Source organism: Vibrio sp. SCSIO 43153 (assembly GCF_023716625.1).
Lineage (GTDB): Bacteria > Pseudomonadota > Gammaproteobacteria > Enterobacterales > Vibrionaceae > Vibrio > Vibrio rotiferianus.
On record NZ_CP071856.1, the window covers coordinates 1,453,271 to 1,471,914 of the forward strand.

24 protein-coding genes are annotated in these 18,644 nt (G+C 46.0%); 13 read left to right on the top strand and 11 right to left on the bottom strand.

Annotated features, from left to right (window positions below; all coding sequences use genetic code 11):
* Positions 1-44 precede the first annotated feature (44 nt).
* The 6 genes from J4N37_RS22780 (at position 45) to J4N37_RS22805 (ending at position 4,880) form a co-directional block, all read left to right on the top strand.
* Complete coding sequence (locus tag J4N37_RS22780; protein ID WP_005531901.1) at positions 45-605, top strand: LbetaH domain-containing protein; 561 nt, start codon at positions 45-47, stop codon at positions 603-605.
* A complete protein-coding gene (locus tag J4N37_RS22785) occupies positions 595-1,599 on the top strand; it encodes a CobW family GTP-binding protein (protein ID WP_045393730.1) in 1,005 nt (334 codons plus the stop codon). The genes J4N37_RS22780 and J4N37_RS22785 overlap by 11 nt, the downstream gene beginning before the upstream one ends.
* Positions 1,600-1,756: 157 nt before the next feature.
* Complete coding sequence (locus tag J4N37_RS22790; protein ID WP_045393726.1) at positions 1,757-2,644, top strand: hypothetical protein; 888 nt, start codon at positions 1,757-1,759, stop codon at positions 2,642-2,644.
* Positions 2,645-2,762: 118 nt separating this feature from the next.
* Positions 2,763-3,326 (top strand): HD domain-containing protein, encoded by a 564-nt coding sequence (locus J4N37_RS22795; protein WP_252042459.1) that lies wholly within the window; start codon positions 2,763-2,765, stop codon positions 3,324-3,326.
* Positions 3,327-3,549: 223 nt separating this feature from the next.
* Positions 3,550-4,464, top strand: a complete 915-nt coding sequence (gene dmeF, locus J4N37_RS22800) for a CDF family Co(II)/Ni(II) efflux transporter DmeF (protein ID WP_122071098.1) — start codon at positions 3,550-3,552, stop codon at positions 4,462-4,464.
* Complete coding sequence (locus tag J4N37_RS22805) at positions 4,464-4,880, top strand: MarR family winged helix-turn-helix transcriptional regulator (RefSeq protein WP_005439069.1); 417 nt, start codon at positions 4,464-4,466, stop codon at positions 4,878-4,880. Before dmeF ends, J4N37_RS22805 begins: the two co-directional genes overlap by 1 nt.
* A gap of 59 nt (positions 4,881-4,939) precedes the next feature.
* Here J4N37_RS22805 and J4N37_RS25160 read toward each other — a convergent pair whose 3' ends face one another.
* The 3 genes from J4N37_RS25160 to J4N37_RS22810 all read right to left on the bottom strand — a co-directional run bounded on the left by J4N37_RS25160 (position 4,940) and on the right by J4N37_RS22810 (position 5,620).
* A complete protein-coding gene (locus J4N37_RS25160) occupies positions 4,940-5,068 on the bottom strand; it encodes a hypothetical protein (protein WP_009706253.1) in 129 nt (42 codons plus the stop codon).
* Positions 5,068-5,196 carry a hypothetical protein gene (locus J4N37_RS25165; protein WP_009706252.1) on the bottom strand — a complete coding sequence of 43 codons (129 nt, stop codon included), beginning with the start codon at positions 5,194-5,196 and terminating at the stop codon, positions 5,068-5,070. Before J4N37_RS25165 ends, J4N37_RS25160 begins: the two co-directional genes overlap by 1 nt.
* 88 nt (positions 5,197-5,284) lie before the next feature.
* A complete protein-coding gene (locus tag J4N37_RS22810; protein WP_005439068.1) occupies positions 5,285-5,620 on the bottom strand; it encodes a hypothetical protein in 336 nt (111 codons plus the stop codon).
* 588 nt (positions 5,621-6,208) lie between these two features.
* Between J4N37_RS22810 and J4N37_RS22815 the strand changes: the two genes are divergently transcribed.
* A complete protein-coding gene (locus J4N37_RS22815; RefSeq protein ID WP_252042460.1) occupies positions 6,209-6,397 on the top strand; it encodes a hypothetical protein in 189 nt (62 codons plus the stop codon).
* 71 nt (positions 6,398-6,468) lie between these two features.
* Here the strand turns inward: J4N37_RS22815 and J4N37_RS22820 are convergent, their stop codons facing one another.
* The 5 genes from J4N37_RS22820 to ugpB all read right to left on the bottom strand — a co-directional run bounded on the left by J4N37_RS22820 (position 6,469) and on the right by ugpB (position 11,593).
* On the bottom strand, positions 6,469-7,278 hold the full coding sequence (locus J4N37_RS22820; protein WP_252042461.1) for an HAD-IIB family hydrolase: 810 nt from the start codon (positions 7,276-7,278) through the stop codon (positions 6,469-6,471).
* Complete coding sequence (locus J4N37_RS22825) at positions 7,271-8,428, bottom strand: sn-glycerol-3-phosphate import ATP-binding protein UgpC (protein ID WP_252042462.1); 1,158 nt, start codon at positions 8,426-8,428, stop codon at positions 7,271-7,273. The genes J4N37_RS22820 and J4N37_RS22825 overlap by 8 nt, the downstream gene beginning before the upstream one ends.
* Complete coding sequence (ugpE, locus tag J4N37_RS22830; protein WP_005439065.1) at positions 8,429-9,277, bottom strand: sn-glycerol-3-phosphate ABC transporter permease UgpE; 849 nt, start codon at positions 9,275-9,277, stop codon at positions 8,429-8,431. It lies immediately after the preceding gene.
* Positions 9,277-10,158 (bottom strand): sn-glycerol-3-phosphate ABC transporter permease UgpA, encoded by an 882-nt coding sequence (gene ugpA / locus J4N37_RS22835; RefSeq protein ID WP_252042463.1) that lies wholly within the window; start codon positions 10,156-10,158, stop codon positions 9,277-9,279. The genes ugpE and ugpA overlap by 1 nt, the downstream gene beginning before the upstream one ends.
* Before the next feature lie 127 nt (positions 10,159-10,285).
* On the bottom strand, positions 10,286-11,593 hold the full coding sequence (gene ugpB / locus J4N37_RS22840) for a sn-glycerol-3-phosphate ABC transporter substrate-binding protein UgpB (RefSeq protein ID WP_252042464.1): 1,308 nt from the start codon (positions 11,591-11,593) through the stop codon (positions 10,286-10,288).
* A gap of 230 nt (positions 11,594-11,823) precedes the next feature.
* Between ugpB and J4N37_RS22845 the strand changes: the two genes are divergently transcribed.
* The 3 genes from J4N37_RS22845 (at position 11,824) to J4N37_RS22855 (ending at position 13,658) form a co-directional block, all read left to right on the top strand.
* The gene (locus J4N37_RS22845; protein ID WP_252042465.1) at positions 11,824-12,576 is read left to right on the top strand and encodes a glycerophosphoryl diester phosphodiesterase; all 753 of its coding nucleotides are present in this window, start codon (positions 11,824-11,826) and stop codon (positions 12,574-12,576) included.
* Positions 12,569-13,321, top strand: coding sequence for a DeoR/GlpR family DNA-binding transcription regulator (locus tag J4N37_RS22850; protein ID WP_252042466.1), 753 nt, complete (start codon positions 12,569-12,571; stop codon positions 13,319-13,321). Before J4N37_RS22845 ends, J4N37_RS22850 begins: the two co-directional genes overlap by 8 nt.
* A 118-nt stretch (positions 13,322-13,439) precedes the next feature.
* Positions 13,440-13,658, top strand: a complete 219-nt coding sequence (locus J4N37_RS22855) for a hypothetical protein (protein WP_045421989.1) — start codon at positions 13,440-13,442, stop codon at positions 13,656-13,658.
* 65 nt (positions 13,659-13,723) lie between these two features.
* Here the strand turns inward: J4N37_RS22855 and J4N37_RS22860 are convergent, their stop codons facing one another.
* The 3 genes from J4N37_RS22860 to J4N37_RS22870 all read right to left on the bottom strand — a co-directional run bounded on the left by J4N37_RS22860 (position 13,724) and on the right by J4N37_RS22870 (position 15,208).
* A complete protein-coding gene (locus tag J4N37_RS22860; RefSeq protein WP_009706243.1) occupies positions 13,724-14,149 on the bottom strand; it encodes a universal stress protein in 426 nt (141 codons plus the stop codon).
* Between the two features lie 154 nt (positions 14,150-14,303).
* Positions 14,304-14,555 carry a DUF6482 family protein gene (locus tag J4N37_RS22865; protein ID WP_032802781.1) on the bottom strand — a complete coding sequence of 84 codons (252 nt, stop codon included), beginning with the start codon at positions 14,553-14,555 and terminating at the stop codon, positions 14,304-14,306.
* A 59-nt stretch (positions 14,556-14,614) separates the two neighbouring features.
* Positions 14,615-15,208, bottom strand: a complete 594-nt coding sequence (locus tag J4N37_RS22870; RefSeq protein WP_252042468.1) for a TetR/AcrR family transcriptional regulator — start codon at positions 15,206-15,208, stop codon at positions 14,615-14,617.
* Positions 15,209-15,322: 114 nt separating this feature from the next.
* Between J4N37_RS22870 and J4N37_RS22875 the strand changes: the two genes are divergently transcribed.
* The 3 genes from J4N37_RS22875 to J4N37_RS22885 all read left to right on the top strand — a co-directional run bounded on the left by J4N37_RS22875 (position 15,323) and on the right by J4N37_RS22885 (position 18,531).
* Entirely contained in the window at positions 15,323-16,213 is an 891-nt protein-coding gene (locus J4N37_RS22875; RefSeq protein WP_252042469.1) for a DMT family transporter, read from the top strand.
* A gap of 8 nt (positions 16,214-16,221) precedes the next feature.
* Complete coding sequence (locus tag J4N37_RS22880) at positions 16,222-16,617, top strand: SAM-dependent methyltransferase (protein WP_252042470.1); 396 nt, start codon at positions 16,222-16,224, stop codon at positions 16,615-16,617.
* Between the two features lie 342 nt (positions 16,618-16,959).
* A complete protein-coding gene (locus J4N37_RS22885; RefSeq protein ID WP_252042471.1) occupies positions 16,960-18,531 on the top strand; it encodes an ABC-F family ATP-binding cassette domain-containing protein in 1,572 nt (523 codons plus the stop codon).
* Positions 18,532-18,644 lie beyond the last annotated feature (113 nt).

An 18,644-nucleotide genomic window follows, 5' to 3' on the forward strand; every position in this document is an offset into this window, starting at 1 on the left:
CGTAGCTTGAGTGTCTTTAAGGCACCGAATAAAGAGAAATCAATATGTTAAGAAGAAATCCTACTGGTCACATGCCGGAAGTATCGGAAACGGCGTTCATTGATCCAACGGCGATCATCTGTGGCAAAGTAATCATTGAAGATAACGTTTTTATTGGTCCTTACGCGGTGATTCGTGCCGATGAAGTGAACGAGCAAGGCGACATGGAAGCCATCGTGATCAAGCGCGATACCAACATTCAAGATGGCGTCGTTATCCACTCAAAAGCAGGTGCAGCCGTGACCATTGGAGAGCGTTCTTCGATTGCGCACCGTTCTATCATTCATGGCCCATGTGAAGTCAGTGATGACGTGTTTATCGGTTTTAACTCCGTGGTGTTTAATGCTGTGATTGGTACAGGTTGTGTGATTCGTCATAACTGTGTGGTGGATGGACTAGACTTGCCAGAGAACTTCCATGTTCCGCCGATGACCAATATCGGCGCCGACTTTGATTTGAACAGCATCTCGAAAGTGCCGCCAGAATACTCGGCGTTTTCGGAGTCTGTGGTTTCGGCAAACCACGAACTGGTTCAAGGCTACAGGAGAATTGCCAATGAGCTCTGATAATCAGCCCATACTTGGGGTTCCAACTAACATTATTACTGGGTTTTTAGGCGTCGGTAAAACCTCTGCGATTTTGAACCTGATGGCGAGTAAGCCAGAGAACGAACGCTGGGCTGTTTTGGTGAATGAGTTTGGCGAAATCGGTGTGGATGGCAGCTTGGTTCAAGGGCAGCAAAGCGAAGAGCAGCAAGTCTTTATTCGTGAAGTACCCGGCGGGTGTATGTGCTGTGCGGCGGGATTGCCAATGCAAATCGCACTGAATCAACTGCTGAATGAAGCGAAGCCCGACCGCTTGTTGATTGAGCCGACTGGCCTTGGGCATCCAAAAGAGGTGTTACAGGTTTTATCGACCGATCATTATCGACAAGTGTTGTCACTGCAAAAGAACATCACTTTAGTTGATGCTCGTAAACTGACAGACCTTCGTTACACCGAGCACGACACATTCAATCAGCAAATCGCCATTGCCGATACGGTGGTGGGTAACAAGCTCGATCTCTATCAAGAGGGCGACACCCAGAAGCTAGAAGCTTACGTGGCGGAAGTTGGTCGTCCAAACACAAAAGTGATTTTTGCGGAGCACGGTGTGATTCCTTTTCATGAATTCGAAGGCGAAACCACCATTCATGAGCATCCGCCGCACCATCACCACCATCATGCGAGTGACAAGCCGTTGGCTTCAGACATGCCAATGCCTGAAAGTGGCATTATTAAAGCGATCAATGAAGGCGAAGGCTTCCAAAGTGTTGGTTGGCGCTTCTCACCGGAGAAAGTGTTTGACCGTCGGAAACTGATTCCTTTGTTGGTGGAGCTAGAAGTCGAGCGCATGAAAGCCGTGTTTATTACGAGCGATGGCATTTATGGCTACAACTTAACGCCCGATGGACTAACCGAAGTGGAGTTGGATGATTGTGCCGAAAGCCGCATCGAATTGATTGCAGACAGCATTGACGATCAATTTGAAACCAAACTGCTTTCGTGTGAATCAGCATAAACTTCGAACTTGGGCATCTCATTTCGTGAGGTGCCTTTTCTTTCGTTTGATTATTAGGTATTCGCTAATAGTTCTTAAGTCTTTGTTCCTCTAATCCCCAGTAATTCAAATCGTTATCATACAATTTGATCAGCATATCCTTGGGGGAGGAAAATCCATGCGCGTAAAACAATTTCTTGCTTCACTATTAGTTTTAGTGAGTGCTTTCTCTTTGGCGAGTGAGCCAAACAAACAGGCGCAAAACGAAGCCACCATCAATGCGTTTTTTGCTCAGTATCAGCTACTTGGAGAGCAAGGATTCGATGCATTTGCGAAAGCACGTGAAACCTTGTTTTCTGACGACAGCAAAACGCTTGTCAACGACGTAACAGCAACAGAATACAAAGGGAAAGCAGGGCACCTTGAGTCTATTAAAGACTGGTTTGAGATTTACCAAACTCAAGATGATTTTAGCTACCGTATTGCTCCTGCTTCGGAAGACGGACGAGTGAAGGTTGAGCTGTTCGGCACACTGATTCAAACCCAAGACGGTCAAAGCGATACCATCAACCCAGATGGACATCGCTGGACGGAATATTTCACTTTCAATGACGCGGGTAAGATTGAGCTGCTACAAATTGATATGAATGTTTTGAGTCAGACGTACGATGCAGAGGCTCGTTCACAGTTGAGCCAAAACGACATCGCAAGTTTTGTTTACCAGTGGTTCGCAGGTTTTGACCATCAACGCGAATCAGGCTACTTCCTTGCTCGTATCGCAGAGCCCGTTGATATGGCGTACCCAGATTTTCCTATTCAGTCATACCAAGATTTTCTTCGTTGGTACAAAGGCGTGACGGACAACATCGTCTGGAACTCGCACGATATTCAAGGCTTGACCATCAAGGGCGATCAAAACTCTGGCTGGGCTGTGAGTTACGATGTGGTTTGGAAAGCCAAAGCGAAGAACGGCGATAACTACGATATGCGCGTACATCAGGATCTAAAAATCATTTTGGATTCAGGCAGTTTGAAAATTGCCCAGTTGCGAGCAAAGGTGCTTTAGCCAAGTGTTCGATATAGATGTTTAACCCTCTATTTGGAACAAAGGTTCGAGCGATTTGCTTCCTTCATGAAAGGCAATCCGCTAGTCTTTGGCAAAACAGACAGAGATGAGTGTAAACATGATCGACAAGCTACCCGGCATTCTTACTTTTCTGCGTGAGGCGGAGCAGCTCAAAAGCACCTTACGTACCGCTTGGACATCATCTGGTCGCCATGAGAGTACGGCTGAGCACACATGGCGATTGTGTTTGCTTGCCATGCTGGTGGGAGAACATTACCCGCATTTAGACATGCTAAAAGTGCTCAAGCTTTGCATTGTGCATGACTTAGCAGAAGCCGTGAGTGGCGACATTTCGGCATTGGAGCAACACGATGGGCTGGATAAAAGAGCGCTAGAACTGGCGGATTTGAAACAGCTTATCGCTCCACTAGACGCGTCTATGCAACAGGAGTTGTTGGACCTTTGGTTGGAATATGACAGTGCCACTACCGAAGAAGCTCGCCTCACCAAAGCGTTGGATAAGTTAGAGACCATTCTGCAGCACACGCAAGGTGATAACCCTGCTGATTTCAATTACGCGTTTAATCTGGAATACGGCAAAAAGCACACCGACTTTGATGATCTGACCAAAGCGCTTCGAGCAATCATCGATGAAGATACCCGCCGATTAGCTGAGCGTTAGTCCCGACTCTCAACTCAAGAACATCACTTTCTTCAAAAGCACTTAGGCTTCTTTAGCGAGCTTAAGTGCTTTATTACATTTGCGTTTTCTGCGCTCAGCAAGATCCTTTTTATCTCTCTTCTTTGATCAAATTGCTTTCCTAGGTTGACATTGTTTGATGGTCAAACTAAATTAAAATCAAATAATTTGATAATCAAACTAAAATTGGAAGGTAAGTGTCGCAATGGCTGTATCGCAACATTCACATGATTTCGTTTCTCACAACCAAAAGGGTGAAAAACGCACGCTCTACGTATTGATTCTAACCGTGACCACTATGGTGGTGGAGATTGCTGCCGGAACCATGTTTGGCTCAATGGCATTGCTCGCAGATGGTTGGCACATGGGCACACACGCAGCGGCATTTTGTATTACTCTTTTTGCTTACCGCTACGCGAAACAAAATGCGCACAATGATCGCTTCTCATTTGGTACGGGCAAGGTGAGTGTACTTGGCGGTTTTACCAGTGCGATTGCGTTGGGGATTGTGGCACTGATGATGATGGTTGAGTCGATTCATCGTCTCTTCAATCCAGAGAGTATCCAATTCAACGAGGCGATCATGGTCGCGGTGATTGGTCTCGTGGTTAACCTCGCAAGCATGCTACTTCTGCAAGATCACCATCATCATGGGCATGACCATCACGATCACCACTCCCACGATCATGAGCATGAACATCATCACGACCACAACTTAACCGCTGCGTATTTTCACGTGTTGGCGGATACGTTGACGTCTTTGCTGGCGATCGTGGCGCTGATTGTCGGTAAGTTTTACGGTTGGGTTTGGTTAGATGCCATGATGGGTATTGTTGGTGCTATTGTGATTGGTAAATGGACCTTGGGCTTAATGAAGCAAACAGCGCCTGTGTTGTTGGACGAGAGCATCAACAAGTCTTACCGAGATGAGATTACAGAAACACTCACGCCTTACGCCGAGATCGTTGATTTACACATCTGGAAAGTGAGTGGTCACCATTACTCTGCGGCAATCGCACTGAAAAATCATAGCGACAAAACGCTGGATGAATTTAAGCAATTATTGAGTAAATTTGATAAGATTCACCACCTGACTTTGGAAGTTCAAACGACTGACTGATGCGCGAATTAGAAAAGCTGAATCAAACGCTTACCGAGTTCTATGACAAAATGTCTTCTTGGGAGCAATCTGTAGTAAAAGAAACGGGTTATTCACTGGCTCAAACTCACACCATCGAAGTGTTGGGTGGGCACGGTGCAATGCGTATGAAAGAGTTGGCCGAGAAACTCGGTATCACCACGGGTACGCTGACGGTTCAAATTGAGAAGCTGGTGAAAGCAGAGCTTATTGAGCGTTGCCCGCACCCAGAAGATCGTCGCGCAATTGTTGTGAAGCTCACACCAGCGGGTGAAGAGATTCACCGTCATCACAATCAACTGCATTTAGATTTGGTTCAAGACTTAACGCGCAATATCGACCCTGAGCATCAAGCGATTTTGTTCGCCTGTTTAGAGAAGATGAATCGAGAATTTTGATTGGTTTTTTAAACCCTAAATAGCAAAAAAGTAGAGCACCGAAATGCTCTACTTTTTTATTATAAGCTCGATAGAATTTGCTCTATTGGCAATTGTGTAAACGCGTAAGTGACGCCAACACAGAATGCAGCGCCGGTAATGCCCATGGCGACGGTCGTTGCGAGTAGCAGAAGGGTAATCTTAGGCATTAGAGATTAAACTCCTTCTTAAAGGTTGGGTAAATGACACCATTAGCCTCTTGGTACGCTTTAAAGCCATACCCAAACGTTAGTGCTGCCATCACAATGGCAAATGCCGCAATGTTTCTTCCTTTCATCCTTAAACTCTCAACTGTTTGTATTGAACAAAGGTAATAAACACCCTGCCAATAGTTTATCTATTGCTTATTAAATTCGGTTATTCAATTACTGGGTAAAACACACGAACAGTACCCATGCTGTTGTTAGCACAAGTAGTGGTGTGAACACCTTCTGAATTGAAGCACCATCGGTTAGGTCATAAATCACGATCGATTCTTTATAGAACGCGCGTTTGAATGAACCAAAGCTGATTTCATTTTTAACGTCAGATTGCTCGTAGTGCTTGCGAGCTGAGTCTGTCATTTGAGACTCTAGATCTTGCATCTCGTATTCTTTGTTAAAAAACGCATCCCACGCCGAAATACGTGCAATAGCTTTTGGCGAACGATTGCCTTTCAGTTTTTCTAGACGCTTAGCGTATGCAGCTTGATATTTATCCACGATGAATTCCTACATGAATAGACTGTAATGCAGAACACAGCTTTAAATGCTCTGCGCAGTGGTTGTAAAAATTAGAAAATGGGAATCAAAAGGAAATTTTTACATCAGTAGGAAAGTTGCAGATGAGGAAGTACGGCATTTGATTGTTAAAGAGCGTAAGGAATGTCATCCCTTGTGCTGCGGATAATATGGGCTGCTTTTGGATGCGACAAACAAAAATAATTAGTGAAAACAACAAGCAATCTTTGTTGCGAGATTGTCCATTCTGGGCATGGTAGGCTGCTTAAATTGGAGAAATGCTAAGTACAGCAAGGGCTTAAGCGGTGTTTCTCGGTGAGAGATTTTTAAGCACTTATGATAAATAAACTTCACAACTGCTAATTATAAATACATCAGAAAGCGATATTCTTTTTCTCGTTGGAGTGCTTAATAAAGATTGAGAGTTTGATTTTCTCATGCAATCCGCCGCAGTCTTTACTCCTTCTTTTCACTCAATCCGAATATATTTCCCCCCTCCATGGTGATATTTGGATTGAGTGTCTTTTTTTCTCAATGAGGGATGAAATAAGGGATAAGTGGCATAAAAATATGGAACAGCAGCAATTTAGTGCAATAAAGCAAAAACTGAATTCTTTGACGTTATCGCAATTGAATGAGGTTTATCAGTTGGTTCAGAATGCAGCCAAACAGGAAGTGACAGTGCGTTTGAGTGAAGAAGAACGCCAATTCATCCATCGACTGTTCGCCGAAGAGAGAACCGCGTCCTCCTATTCTTAGGGTATCCATTTACCTGAGTATCTAACCCTTTCGAAGGCTGCATTTTTACTAAACAGCCTTGTCAAAAGCCGTTACTGACTTTTAGCTTTGACGATTAGGTTAGCCAATTGAGCAAACCCAAAACCGCCATTTTCGTGAGTCAAAAAGCTAGGTTGGTGATTAAGCTTCGCCAATAAAGGGCGAATGTTGTTTACGCCAAAGGTCGTTGGCAGCCACTCAAACATGCCTTCATCATTCAATGAATCTCCCACATAAGTGATGCGCTCCAAACTCGGTAGCTCACCATTATTGAACTGCCTAATGTACGCTTCACCGCTAGTACGCTTACTGTGATTACCTACCCAAGCATTGATGTGAATCGAACTCAATGTGGCGTTAACGGGGTGAGACTCCACATTCAAATTCACGATGCGATTAAGAATTTCCATTGTAGTGGAAGGGGAAACTGGCACTCTATCTTGCGCTATGTTCACCGCAACGTCACAGTAGCGAAAACTCTGATCTTGGCTGAACTCGACATCAGGATACTCTGCCAAAATGCCCGCAATGCTTTCTTGTAATGCGCGTTGTTCTTTGCGCATCGCTTCGGCTGGGCGAGCGAAGGTGGTGTTGAATCCTGTCGCGTCTTTTCTCATCCAAAACGCGCCATTTTCACCAATCACACCATGCAGTGACCACATCTTTGCCATTTGGTCACACCAACCAGCACATGCGCCTGTTACTGCGACCACTTTTACGCCCACACGCTCTAACTCTGCTAGCGCAATTAATGTCTCTGGTGGCAGTTTGCCTTGCCAAGTCAACGTGTCGTCCACGTCGGTCAGCAGCCATTCGATCTGTTTCAGGCTCTCTACCTTGAGCTCTGATAACGGGTTAGGCATTCACCACTCCTTGCTTGTTTACTTTAGGATTGATTGCTTGGGCACTGCCACTGACGTCTTGCAGTGACACCGCTGGAGCCAGTGTACACTCGATACGCTTTTCTGTGTTGGCATCAAATAGATGAACATGCTTTGGTTTGATATCCAGACCAAGCTTGTCGCCAATTTGAATCGGCGTATGCCCCTCAACGCGAACAACCAGCTTTTGCGAGTCATCGCCTTCTGTGTGGCAGTAGAGCAACAAGTCAGCACCGAGCGATTCAATCAATTCGACCTCTACCTGCAACCATGGGTTATCTTGGCTGATTTGTAAATGCTCCGGACGAAGGCCCAGTTTAACTTCACCCAAATCCAAGTTTGATGTGGATGCAGGGAGCAGTGCGTTACCGATAGTAATGCCGTCGACACTAACATTGCCATCCAAGATGTTCATGGATGGTGAGCCAATGAAGGTCGCGACGAACAGAGAAGCAGGGTTATCGTATATCTCTAGCGGTGTGCCGACTTGTTCGACATTACCTTTGTTCAGCACGACAAGTTTGTCTGCCAGCGTCATTGCTTCCACTTGGTCGTGGGTAACGTAAACTGACGTGGTACCAAGGCGACGTTGCAGCTTCTTTATTTCCAAACGCATTTGTACACGCAGTTTGGCGTCTAGGTTAGACAGAGGCTCATCAAACAAGAACACCTTTGGTTCACGCACAATTGCACGTCCCATCGCGACACGCTGACGTTGTCCGCCAGAAAGCTGTCCCGGTTTACGATCAAGAAGGTGATCCAACTCCAGCATCTTTGCTGCTTCGTGAACCAATCGCTCGATTTCCGCTTTCGGTGTTTTACGGTTGCGCAGACCATAAGCCATGTTGTTGTACACCGTCATGTGTGGGTACAAGGCGTAGTTCTGAAAAACCATGGCAATGTCGCGCTCGCCCGGTTCGAGATCGTTGACGATTGTGGTGTCGATCTTGAGCTCACCCGAGCTGATTTCTTCTAGGCCCGCAATCATGCGAAGTAGGGTGGATTTACCACAGCCACTTGGGCCAACCAATACGACCATTTCACCGTCGCAGATATCAAGATTGAGTTTTTGGATCGCCTGATAGCCGTTCGGATAACATTTAGCGATATTAGAAAGAGTTAACGTGGACATTTATTTCTCCGAATCTACCAGACCTTTTACAAAGGCTTTTTGCATTGCAATAACCACAATCACGGGTGGCAACATAGCGATAATGGTGGTGGCCATAATTTTGTTCCATTCCACAACACCATCAACCACTCCAAGCATCTGTTTAATGCCCATTACGATGGTGTAGTACTGCACGTCAGTGGTGATCAGCAGTGGCCATAGATATTGGTTCCAGCCGTAAATGAAAGTGATGACGAACAGTGCAGCGATATTGGTACGCGACAGAGGCAACAAGATATCGAAGAAGAACTTGATTGGTCCTGCACCATCAATTCGTGCGGCTTCCACCAACTCATTCGGTACCGTTAAGAAAAACTGACGGAACAAGAAAGTAGCGGTCGCACTGGCAATCAGCGGAATGGTTAAGCCGTAAAATGAGTTGAGCATGTTGAGGTTCGTAATCACCTCAAAGGTCGGCATGATGCGCACTTCAACGGGTAACATCAGCGTGAAGAAGATCATCCAGAACGCCAGCATTCGTCCCGGAAAACGGAAGAACACCACTGCATACGCTGACATGATGGAAATGCTCAACTTACCGATGGTAATGCACATCGCCATAATGAAAGAGTTCAGCAGCATGCTGCCAATCGGCAAAGTATTGTTGTTGTACTGAGTGTCGTTACTCAACAAGTCAGTAAACACGCTAAAACCCAAGTCCCCAAACCAAAGTGGAGTGCCAGTAGCGAATGCGCTGTTCTCATGGGTAGTTGCTACGATTGCAATCCAAACCGGAAGCGCAATCGAAATGATGCCAAGAATCAAAATGACATGGCAAAACAGATTGAAAAACGGTCTTCTTTCTACCATCAGTACGCCACCTTCTTCTCAACATACTTAAATTGAATCACAGTCAGGGAAGCAACCAAGATCATCAGGATCACGGACTGCGCGGCCGATGAACCTAAATCCAGCCCGATAAAGCCATCGTTGTAGACTTTGTAAACCAAGGTCGAGGTGCTGTTACTCGGACCGCCTTGTGTCATCGCGTGGATGATGGCGAACGTATCAAAGAACGCATAAACAAAGTTCACGACCAACAAGAAAAAGCTGGTTGGTGAAATCAGCGGGAAGCTAATGGTGATAAAGCGTTTGATCGGACCGCTACCATCAATGGCTGCGGCTTCGTGCAAAGACTTCGGCACGGACTGCAGCGCCGCTAAGAAGAACAGGAAGTTGTAGCTGATTTGCTTCCACGTCGAGGTGATGATCACCATCCACATTGCATGAGTGCCATTGAGTGTTGGGTTCCAGTCTACGCCATACAAGTTCAACAATTCGGTCATCACACCGATGGTTGGATCAAATAGAAACAGCCACAACGAGCCTGCGACAACCGGAGCGACCGCATAAGGCCAAATCAAGAAGGTACGATACATGGTCGCGCCACGGATGATTTGTTCGGCGAAAGCGGAAAGAACAAGTGCGCTGACCAACGCGAGCACCGCAACGCTGATGCTAAATTGCAGCGTGGTCATTAAGGAATCTAGGTAGAGGGGATCATGGATGAGCTTTTCAAAGTTCTCCAAACCCACAAACTCACGGCTCATGCCGAAAGCATCTTCAAGTTGAGAAGATTGGAAAATGGCTTGTCCTGCCGGCCAGATGAAGAACACCAAGGTGATCACCAATTGAGGTGCGATCAGCGCAACCGGAAGCCATTTGTGCTTAAAAACAACAGGTGAGGACATACAAATACCAAAGTAAAACAGGCAAGGTGTGTGAACGAATTCCCCACCCAAGATAGGTGGGGAGAGTGCGTATCTGAGCGGCTATTTGAATAAGACTCAGCGCATCATTGTTCGTTATAAATGTTCGTTACTTCTGTGTGCGTTCAAAGCGACGTAGCTGCTCGTCACCGCGACGAACCGCATTGTTTAGCGCAGCTTGTGCCGTTGCTTTGCCTGCCCACACTGCTTCTAGTTCTTCATTAATGATGTCGCGTGTTTGCAGGAAGTTACCAAAGCGAATGCCTTTCGAGTTTTCTGTAGGCTCGGTCGACGTCATTTGTAGAACCGCTGTATCTGTACCTGGGTTCTTAGCGTAGAAGCCTTGCTCTTTCGTTAGCTCATAAGCCGCTTTAGTGATTGGTAGGTAACCCGTGAACTGGTGCCAATCTGCTTGGACTTCTGCACTAGAAAGGTAAGAGAAAAACTTCGCCACGCCTTTGTATTCCTCGCTTGAATGACCACGAAGTACCCAAAGTGATGCACCGCCGATGATGGTGTTTTGTGGCTTCGCGACGATCTCTGAATCATAAGGCAGTTGCGCTACGCCGATATCAACGTCTTTCATGTTCTCTTTAATGCCAGCCAGACCTGCCGAGGAACCCATAGTCATTGCACACTCTTGGGTGTAGAACAGTGGCATACCATCAGATTGGCGACCGCCGTACTTAAAGATGCCTTCTTTCGACCATTTGCCCATTTGGTCAATGTGACGAACAAATGCTGAATCATTGAACTTAAATTCAGTGTCTAAGCCAGCAAAGCCGTTGTTGTTATTGGCAACAGGAACATTGTTACGTGCGCCGAAGTTTTCGATTTGCGTCCATGATTGCCACGTAGTGCTGAAACCACACTTCGCACCGGATGCCAGCAGCTTACGGGAAACTTCTTCCATCTCTTTCCATGTCTTTGGTGGGTTTGCTACGCCAGCTTTTGCGAACATGTCTTTGTTGTAGTAAAGCACCGGCGTAGAGCTATTAAATGGCAGGGAAAGCATGTTGCCTTCATTGGTGGTGTAGTAACCCGTTACGGCTGCAAGGTAATCATCAGGGTTGAACGACTCTTTGGTGTCTTCCATCAATTGGTAAACAGGATAAATCGCTTTGTCTGCGCCCATCATGGTCGCCGTACCCACTTCGAATACTTGTACAATCGCTGGCTGCTCTTTTGCTCGGAATGCCGCGATAGCACTAGTCATCGTTTCTGCGTAGCTGCCTTTGTAAACCGGTTTGATCTCGTATTCTGATTGGCTTGCGTTAAAGTCTGCCGCAATTTCATTAACCTTGTTACCTAGTGCGCCGCCCATCGCGTGCCACCACTCAACCTCTGTTTTTGCTTGTGCTTGCGTGCTGATGAATGCCGCTGCAATTGCAAGTCCGGCGAGGTGTTTAATAGCCATAATGATTCCTTTTCATTGGATGATTTGAACAGGTGTTTCCTTGCGAATGTTCATTTTGATTATGAATCCGCTCCAAAAAATTCAAATGAACATTAAATGAGCCAAATGACGTTCTAGTTACAAAAAAATGAACTTATTTGAACATTGTTTTCGTCACCATTTTGTAATCAAAGCGTCATTGAGGGTTGAGATAGTTCATTTGAAAACAAATGAAAAAGACGGAATAAAAAATGAGAATAACAGCACACCGCGGCTTATCCAGTTTGGCTCCAGAAAACACTTTATTGGCAATACAACGCGCCATTGAATTTGGTTGTGAATGGATTGAAATCGACGTTCAGCTTAGTGCGGACAACATTCCTGTCGTCATCCATGACAAAACGGTCAACCGCTGCACGAATGGTCGAGGTAAAGTCAAAGCTCTGACTTGGCAGGAGCTGAGAGCACTCGACGCAGGCTTGTGGTTCGGTGATGACTTCGCAGGCGAACCTATCCCAAGTTTAGAAGAGACGCTTGAGCTGACTTCAAGAGCGGGTGTGAAGCTCAATATTGAGTTGAAGGTTTACACTGGTGACGAAATCGATCTGTTGTGCGAAAAGGTTGCGCAGGTGATTGAACATTTAGGTGTAGAAGCGGACGCGATTCTGTTTTCTAGCTTTAACACAGAAGCCTTAATGATGATGAAAAACTACCTGCCAGAAGTGAGAAGAGGGCAGCTATGGCAGGAGATTCCAGATGATTCCGCTGTCGTGCTACAACATATCGATGCATACAGTGTGCATTGTGATTACCGCTTCCTGACTGAATTGCAAGCTCAGAAAATCAAGCAATATGGTTATCAACTCTTCTGCTATACACCAAACTTTCCTCAATTAGTTGAAGCACATTGGCATTGGGGCGTGGATATGATGATTACAGATACGCCTCAACGTTATAAAGTTAAAGTGCCTTCAGCCATACGAGAACCCGCACTGAATGAATAATTTAAACGTCCGTCAACAAAACATCATTGAACTGGTTCATCAGCAAGAATATTGCTCGATAGAAGAACTTGCCCAACGTTTCGAAGTCACGACGCAAACCATTCGTCGCGATATCAATGAACTTTGTCGACTCGGACTTACCCGACGCCATCATGGTGGTGTCGGGCTGCCTGCGACTCTGAGCAATCGCAGCTATGCCTCTCGCCAAGTCACCAATCAGCAGGAAAAGCAAATCATCGCCGATGAAGTAGTCAAAGCTATCCCAAACGGCACGACTTTGTTTCTAGGTATTGGTACTACGATTGCTTTGGTTGCTGAGCGTCTAGCTAATCACAGTGAGTTACGTGTGGTGACCAATAACTTCGAAGCGGCGCATATTCTTTCTCACTTTGAGAACATCGAAACTTGGATTCCGGGTGGTCGTATTCGTACTAACGATCGCGACGTGGTGGATGGTTCGGCAGAGCACTTTTACGGCCAGTTTTCTGCAGACATCGGAATTATTGGCTGTGCAGGTATCACCGAAATCGCGCAGCCTCATTCAGAGATGGTCAATTTTGGTCGCACTGAAGTTGATACTCAGTTGTTTGCGATGGAACATGAATTGAGAGAAGCCAAGGTGAGCCAAGCAATTTTAGCCAACTCCGAACAAAAGTGGTTGGTGGCGAACAAGAGTAAATGGCAGCGAAGAGCCAACACTAAGGTGGCGCCACTCAATTATTTCGACCGTGTTTTCAGTAACTGATCTTTTGCTATCCATACTTGTCTAACTCGTAGGAAAATCCGTTATTGATTCGACCTGCGTGATGCTTTTTCATCGCGATTCGCTATGCTTAGATGATTGAAAATAAAGAGGTCATGCCATGTTTGAATCGGATAAAACCAAAGTAAGAAACTTGCTTATTGCAACACGTTTTGGTGTCTCTGCCTCTGAAATGCCAACCATTATTGGGGTGAAGCAAGATAAAGCGCTCAAGCTGATTAATGAGCTGAAGCAAGAAGGGGAAGACATTCACTCGTTAGGGGAAGGGAACAACCCAGAAGAGTTGGTGCTGTATTCGATTGGTGAAATAGAGCCTTAATTGAGCCAACAAGAACAACAAAAAAGCCGCCCATCGTTGGCGGCTTTTTAGATCCTTCATTCAAACTAGTCGTGAATCGGCACAACCAGAATATCGACCGGAGACTTGTTGATCAGATGTCTTGAGTAAGAAATGATCTTGCTCCAGAAGTCTTGATGGTGGCCACAAATAAGCAGATCAACTTCTTGCTCTTTGATGGTCACTTCCAGTTTGTCCGCCAAGTCACCCGTGCCAACGAAGAAGTGCTTCAATGGCTGCTCCATGTAATCGCTAAAGGACTTCAAGCACTCCATTGAATGTTCATTCAACGGTCTTTGGTCTGGGTTTGCTTTGATATCGACAAGCTCACGATAAATTTCGCCATGAGTACCATCGATATGAATAAAAGAAATCTCGGCACCGAGATAACTCGCCATAGATACCGCTCGGTCAATCAACACAGTACTCTCATCAGACAGTTCCAGTGCGACTAGGATATGTTTGTATTTCATAACCACGCCCTCTTGTGGAATACACTACCAATAGCATAGTACGCCTTTAACAAAAAATGTGTTGATAAGATCCCGAAATCGCTCAAAGTTTTGGCAAATTATCACCAGCCTAAGAGCGAGAGGATATAGGGGGAGGGCGAAAAAAGAGCCGGTACTAATACCAGCTCAATTCAATCTCTAATGGCACGTCACAGCGTATTCTTTCTCCACACATCTCATCGGATGCGTTGAGGTGAACCAGTTTTGCAGAGGAGTATCCTTCTCCTCGAAAGTGGTCTCTTGCCTCGCAGAGGCTGGCAAATTTGAGCGGGCTTTTGTGCTCGTTCAATATCAGTGACTTCGTATGGTTTTCCACATTGTAAGCGAGGTAGATACCACCCTCGACCGATTCAATCAAAAGATTCATAGCCGTTTCCCATTGGTGTTTTCACTCTTTGGCTATTACGGCGAGCGATGGATTTTAGTTCACTTCTGATGCTCGATTGCTGCCAACAAAAACTCAGTCACCTCTTGCACGTGTTCCGTTATCTCAGCTTGCGTTGGCTTCTCCATTCCCATTAAAACGCCAGAGCGAATCGACAGCAGCATGCCTGTCCAGAGGCGAATCTGTGTTTCCGGTTCCTTAATATTGAAACGATCTTGGAAGAACTGAGTGAGCTTAGTATCGGTATCGTCCGGACCGACTTCGCGGAAGATCGTCGTGATCTCAGGCGCTTTGGCGCTTTCTGCAATCAATAAGCGGAAGGTCGCCAAGTGTTCATCAGAAAGGTGGAAAGAAACAAAGTGTTCACCAAATGAGTTCAACGCTTCTCGCAGATCATCCTTTTGTAGGTGAGTAATGAAACCACCATCCATGTTTTCACCTATCTGGCGCAATGTTGCTTCAAATAGCACTGCTTTAGATGGGAAGTAGCGATACACGGTTTGCTTTGTCATGCCTGCTTGGGCGGAAATTTTATCCATGTTTGCTAACACATATCCCTCGGACAAAAAGTTCTCTTTCGCGGCTTCCAAAATAGCTCGGCGTTTCTTCTCTCGGTTTTGCTCGATCTTGCTCATGCTCAGATTCTCTTGATTTGATAATCATACTATACGGTATGATTTTTGTTGACACAACTCCGAAATTATAAAATCATACTTACGAGTATGATTTATTTTTTGAGGACAAAGACGATGACGACGGCATTAATGAATAATCTAAACGCCAAAAGCGCACGCTTTGCCGGGGTGATGATCACCTTGGTTGGTGCACTGCTGATGAGCCTAGACCCAATTTTTATTCGCTTTTCGGGCGTGAGTGGTGTGGATACCGCATTTCTGTTTGGCTTATTTACCGCCATTTCGATGCCAATATTTATCCAGCTTCGCGATGAGCGCGGTCTGGTTCGAGCGGTGAGAGAGAGCGGCTGGCATGTCTTGTTGTCCGGCTTATTGATGCTCGGCAGTGCTGCTGGTTTAGTGATGAGCATTAAGCTAACCACGGTTGCGAATACCTTTGTGATTCTGAGCGCAGCACCAGCTTTGGCTGCATTGTTTAGCTGGTGGTTTTTGGGTGAAGTGACCCAGCGTTCGACGTGGATTGCGATTGTTGCTGTGATGGTAGGTATTGCGATTGTGGTCTCTGGTTCTTTTAAATCGGGTAACTGGATTGGCGATGGTTTAGCAGTGTTTGCCGTGGTGTGTTTGTCGCTCAATCAGGTGCAACTGCGTAAGCATCAGCACGTAAGCCGCATGGCAAGTGTTGGTTTTGGTGGACTGTTTTTAGCGATAGCAATGCTGTTTTGGGCTACGCCTTCAACTTACAGCGCGAATACTTGGCTGATTATGGGCTTGATGGGGCTATTTACTGCGCCGTTTGGGCGTGTGCTTTCACAAGTCGCGACCCGTTACATCACGGCACCAGAAGTTGGCATGATTCTGATGATTGAAACCGTGCTAGCACCACTTTGGGCATTACTCTTCTTTGACGAAATTCCTGCAATGGCAAGCATTCTTGGCGGTTCAATCATCTTGGTCACCATTTCCATTTACGCTTTTTCAGCGATGAAGTCAGAACAAAAATAGAGGTTGATATGAACACAATTCAAACCCCACAACTTGAGTTCATTGGGCAAGTTCGCACGCCATATATAGAGGTTTCTCAGTGCCCAAATAACATTCAGCCACAAGATGGACCTGTGTGTGAAATTCAACTTAAATCTCAGTATCACCAAGGGCTTGTAGGACTTGAAGTTGGGCAGAAAATACTGGTTCTGTATTGGCTTTCTGGTGCGAACCGCCAACCTGAAATGATGCAAGGGAAGAACGGCACATTTGCTTTACGTTCGCCGCACAGACCAAACCCTCTTGGAGCGGCGGTATTACCGATTGAGTCTATCGACGAGGGAGTAATTAAAGTGCGTGGTTTGGACTGCTTAGATGGCACGCCTTTGGTTGATATCAAACCTGCAATTTACTTTGAAGCATAGTTCTAGGTTTGTGCCCTTGTAAACGAGGGTACCCAAACGAGCTCTCGGTCTGAAAGCGGCTTGTGACAGAAGTCGCTTGCTTTTTATACAAGAAAACCTTTAGACTTTGCGCATCACTTCTTTAGGAGATTACGCCAACATGAACAACTAAACCTGTCATCCAACTCTCATTTTATTTTTTGGATTTACAGGGTTAGTAGGCGTAGCTCACTTTCCGATATTTCTTTGCAGTTACCATTTTTCTATTTGAAGCGCTTCTATGGGCGCGTGTATTTGCATCGATCTCATCTCTAGATTTATCTCAAGCTACGGCTGTTGTCTCTGTCATACAGGAGGCAAATTATGCCAGTCTTACAGGCTTACAATATCAGTCATCAATTTGGTAATGGCGAAACGCTGTTTCAGCAAATCTCATGTTCTATGACCAAACGCCGTGTTGGGTTAGTCGGACGTAACGGTGTCGGAAAATCGGTGTTTGCATCGATACTCAGCGGTGAGCAAACCCCAACCAGCGGTACAGTAACCTTACCGAGGTCCTTTGCGGTATATCGCCAGCAACCATCGCACTTGTTAGGTGGCGATCTTTCGATTGCTCAGTTTTTAGCAAAGGACAAAGTGCTAAGCGCACTCAAGCAGATCGAGATGGGCGATTGCTCTGAGCAATTGTTTGAGGTGGTGGGTGAGCAATGGGATTTGCCCTTCCAACTTGCCAAGCAGTTAGAAACCGTGGGTTTACCGCCACAGCCAGACTTTCCTTGTTCGCAATTGAGTGGCGGGCAGTTAGCGCGTTTGCAACTGTGGCAGCTGTTCGAAAGTGAAGTGGAATTGCTGATCCTTGATGAACCGTCGAACCATCTTGATACACATGCCAAGCAGTGGTTGATTGATTCGATGCGCAGTTTCTCAGGCGCGATTCTGCTCATCAGTCATGACAGAGAGTTACTGCGCGAAATGGAGGAAATCTGGGAGCTATCCGGTTTAGGCTTGCAAGTGTTTGGCGGTAATTACGACGTGTATGCCGAGCAAAAGCGCACTGAACTACAAGCGGTGGAACGCCAATTAGCTGCTGTCGATAAACAAAAAAAGCAATTGGAAGAGCAAGCGCAGCGCAATCGAGAGAAAGCAGAACAAAGAGCGGCTCAAGGTAACAAGCTGAGAAAGGATGGCAGCCAGCCGAAGATCTTATTGGATGGTATGAAAGACAAAGCCACAGCCCGAGCCGCCAGTCGTAATAAGAACGAGCAACTTCGCCAAGCGCACCTGCAGGAGAAAGAGCAAAGCTTGCGAGTGCGCAAAGAGCAAATCAAAGGGCAAAAACTGTATTTGGCAGACAGTCAAAGTCGCTCGCGAAAAGTCGTGTCGCTCTTAGAAGGCGTGTTGCCATTTGGATCGGCTCAGCCCATCACTGCACAAGTTCATGCGGATGATAAATTGCATTTGTTGGGCAAAAACGGATGCGGTAAATCGACCTTACTGAAAACCCTCTTGGGGGAGTTCTCACTGCAAAGTGGTGAGCTGCAAATCAATGCGCCGCTTTATTATCTCGACCAGCACTTTGGTGCGATACAGCCTGAACTCTCCATGTTGGAAAACCTAATGCAACATTGTGAGGGGATGAAAGAAAGCGATGCCAGAACATTACTAGCAGGCATTGGCTTTCGCCGAGACAGTGTGTTTCGTTTGGGCTGTGTATTGAGTGGCGGCGAGAAAATGAAGCTCGCTATGCTGATTGTCAGTCATCAACCAACGCAGCCTTTGTTGCTCTTGGATGAGCCAGATAATCACCTCGACTTGGATTCGAAAATCATGCTTGCTCAGGCACTAAGCGCGTATCGAGGCGGCTTTATTCTTATCAGCCATGACCAAGATTTTGCCGCGGAGTCGGGTGTGTCTCGAAGCATTGAACTGAGCTAGCAAGCTCTTGTTTATAACTCCACATTGCGGGGGATCACCGAAGCCAAGCAGCTAGTTTGGCTTTGGTGACTTTAAAACCTTTACCAAGCAATTTTTTCAAAGCAATTAGAATC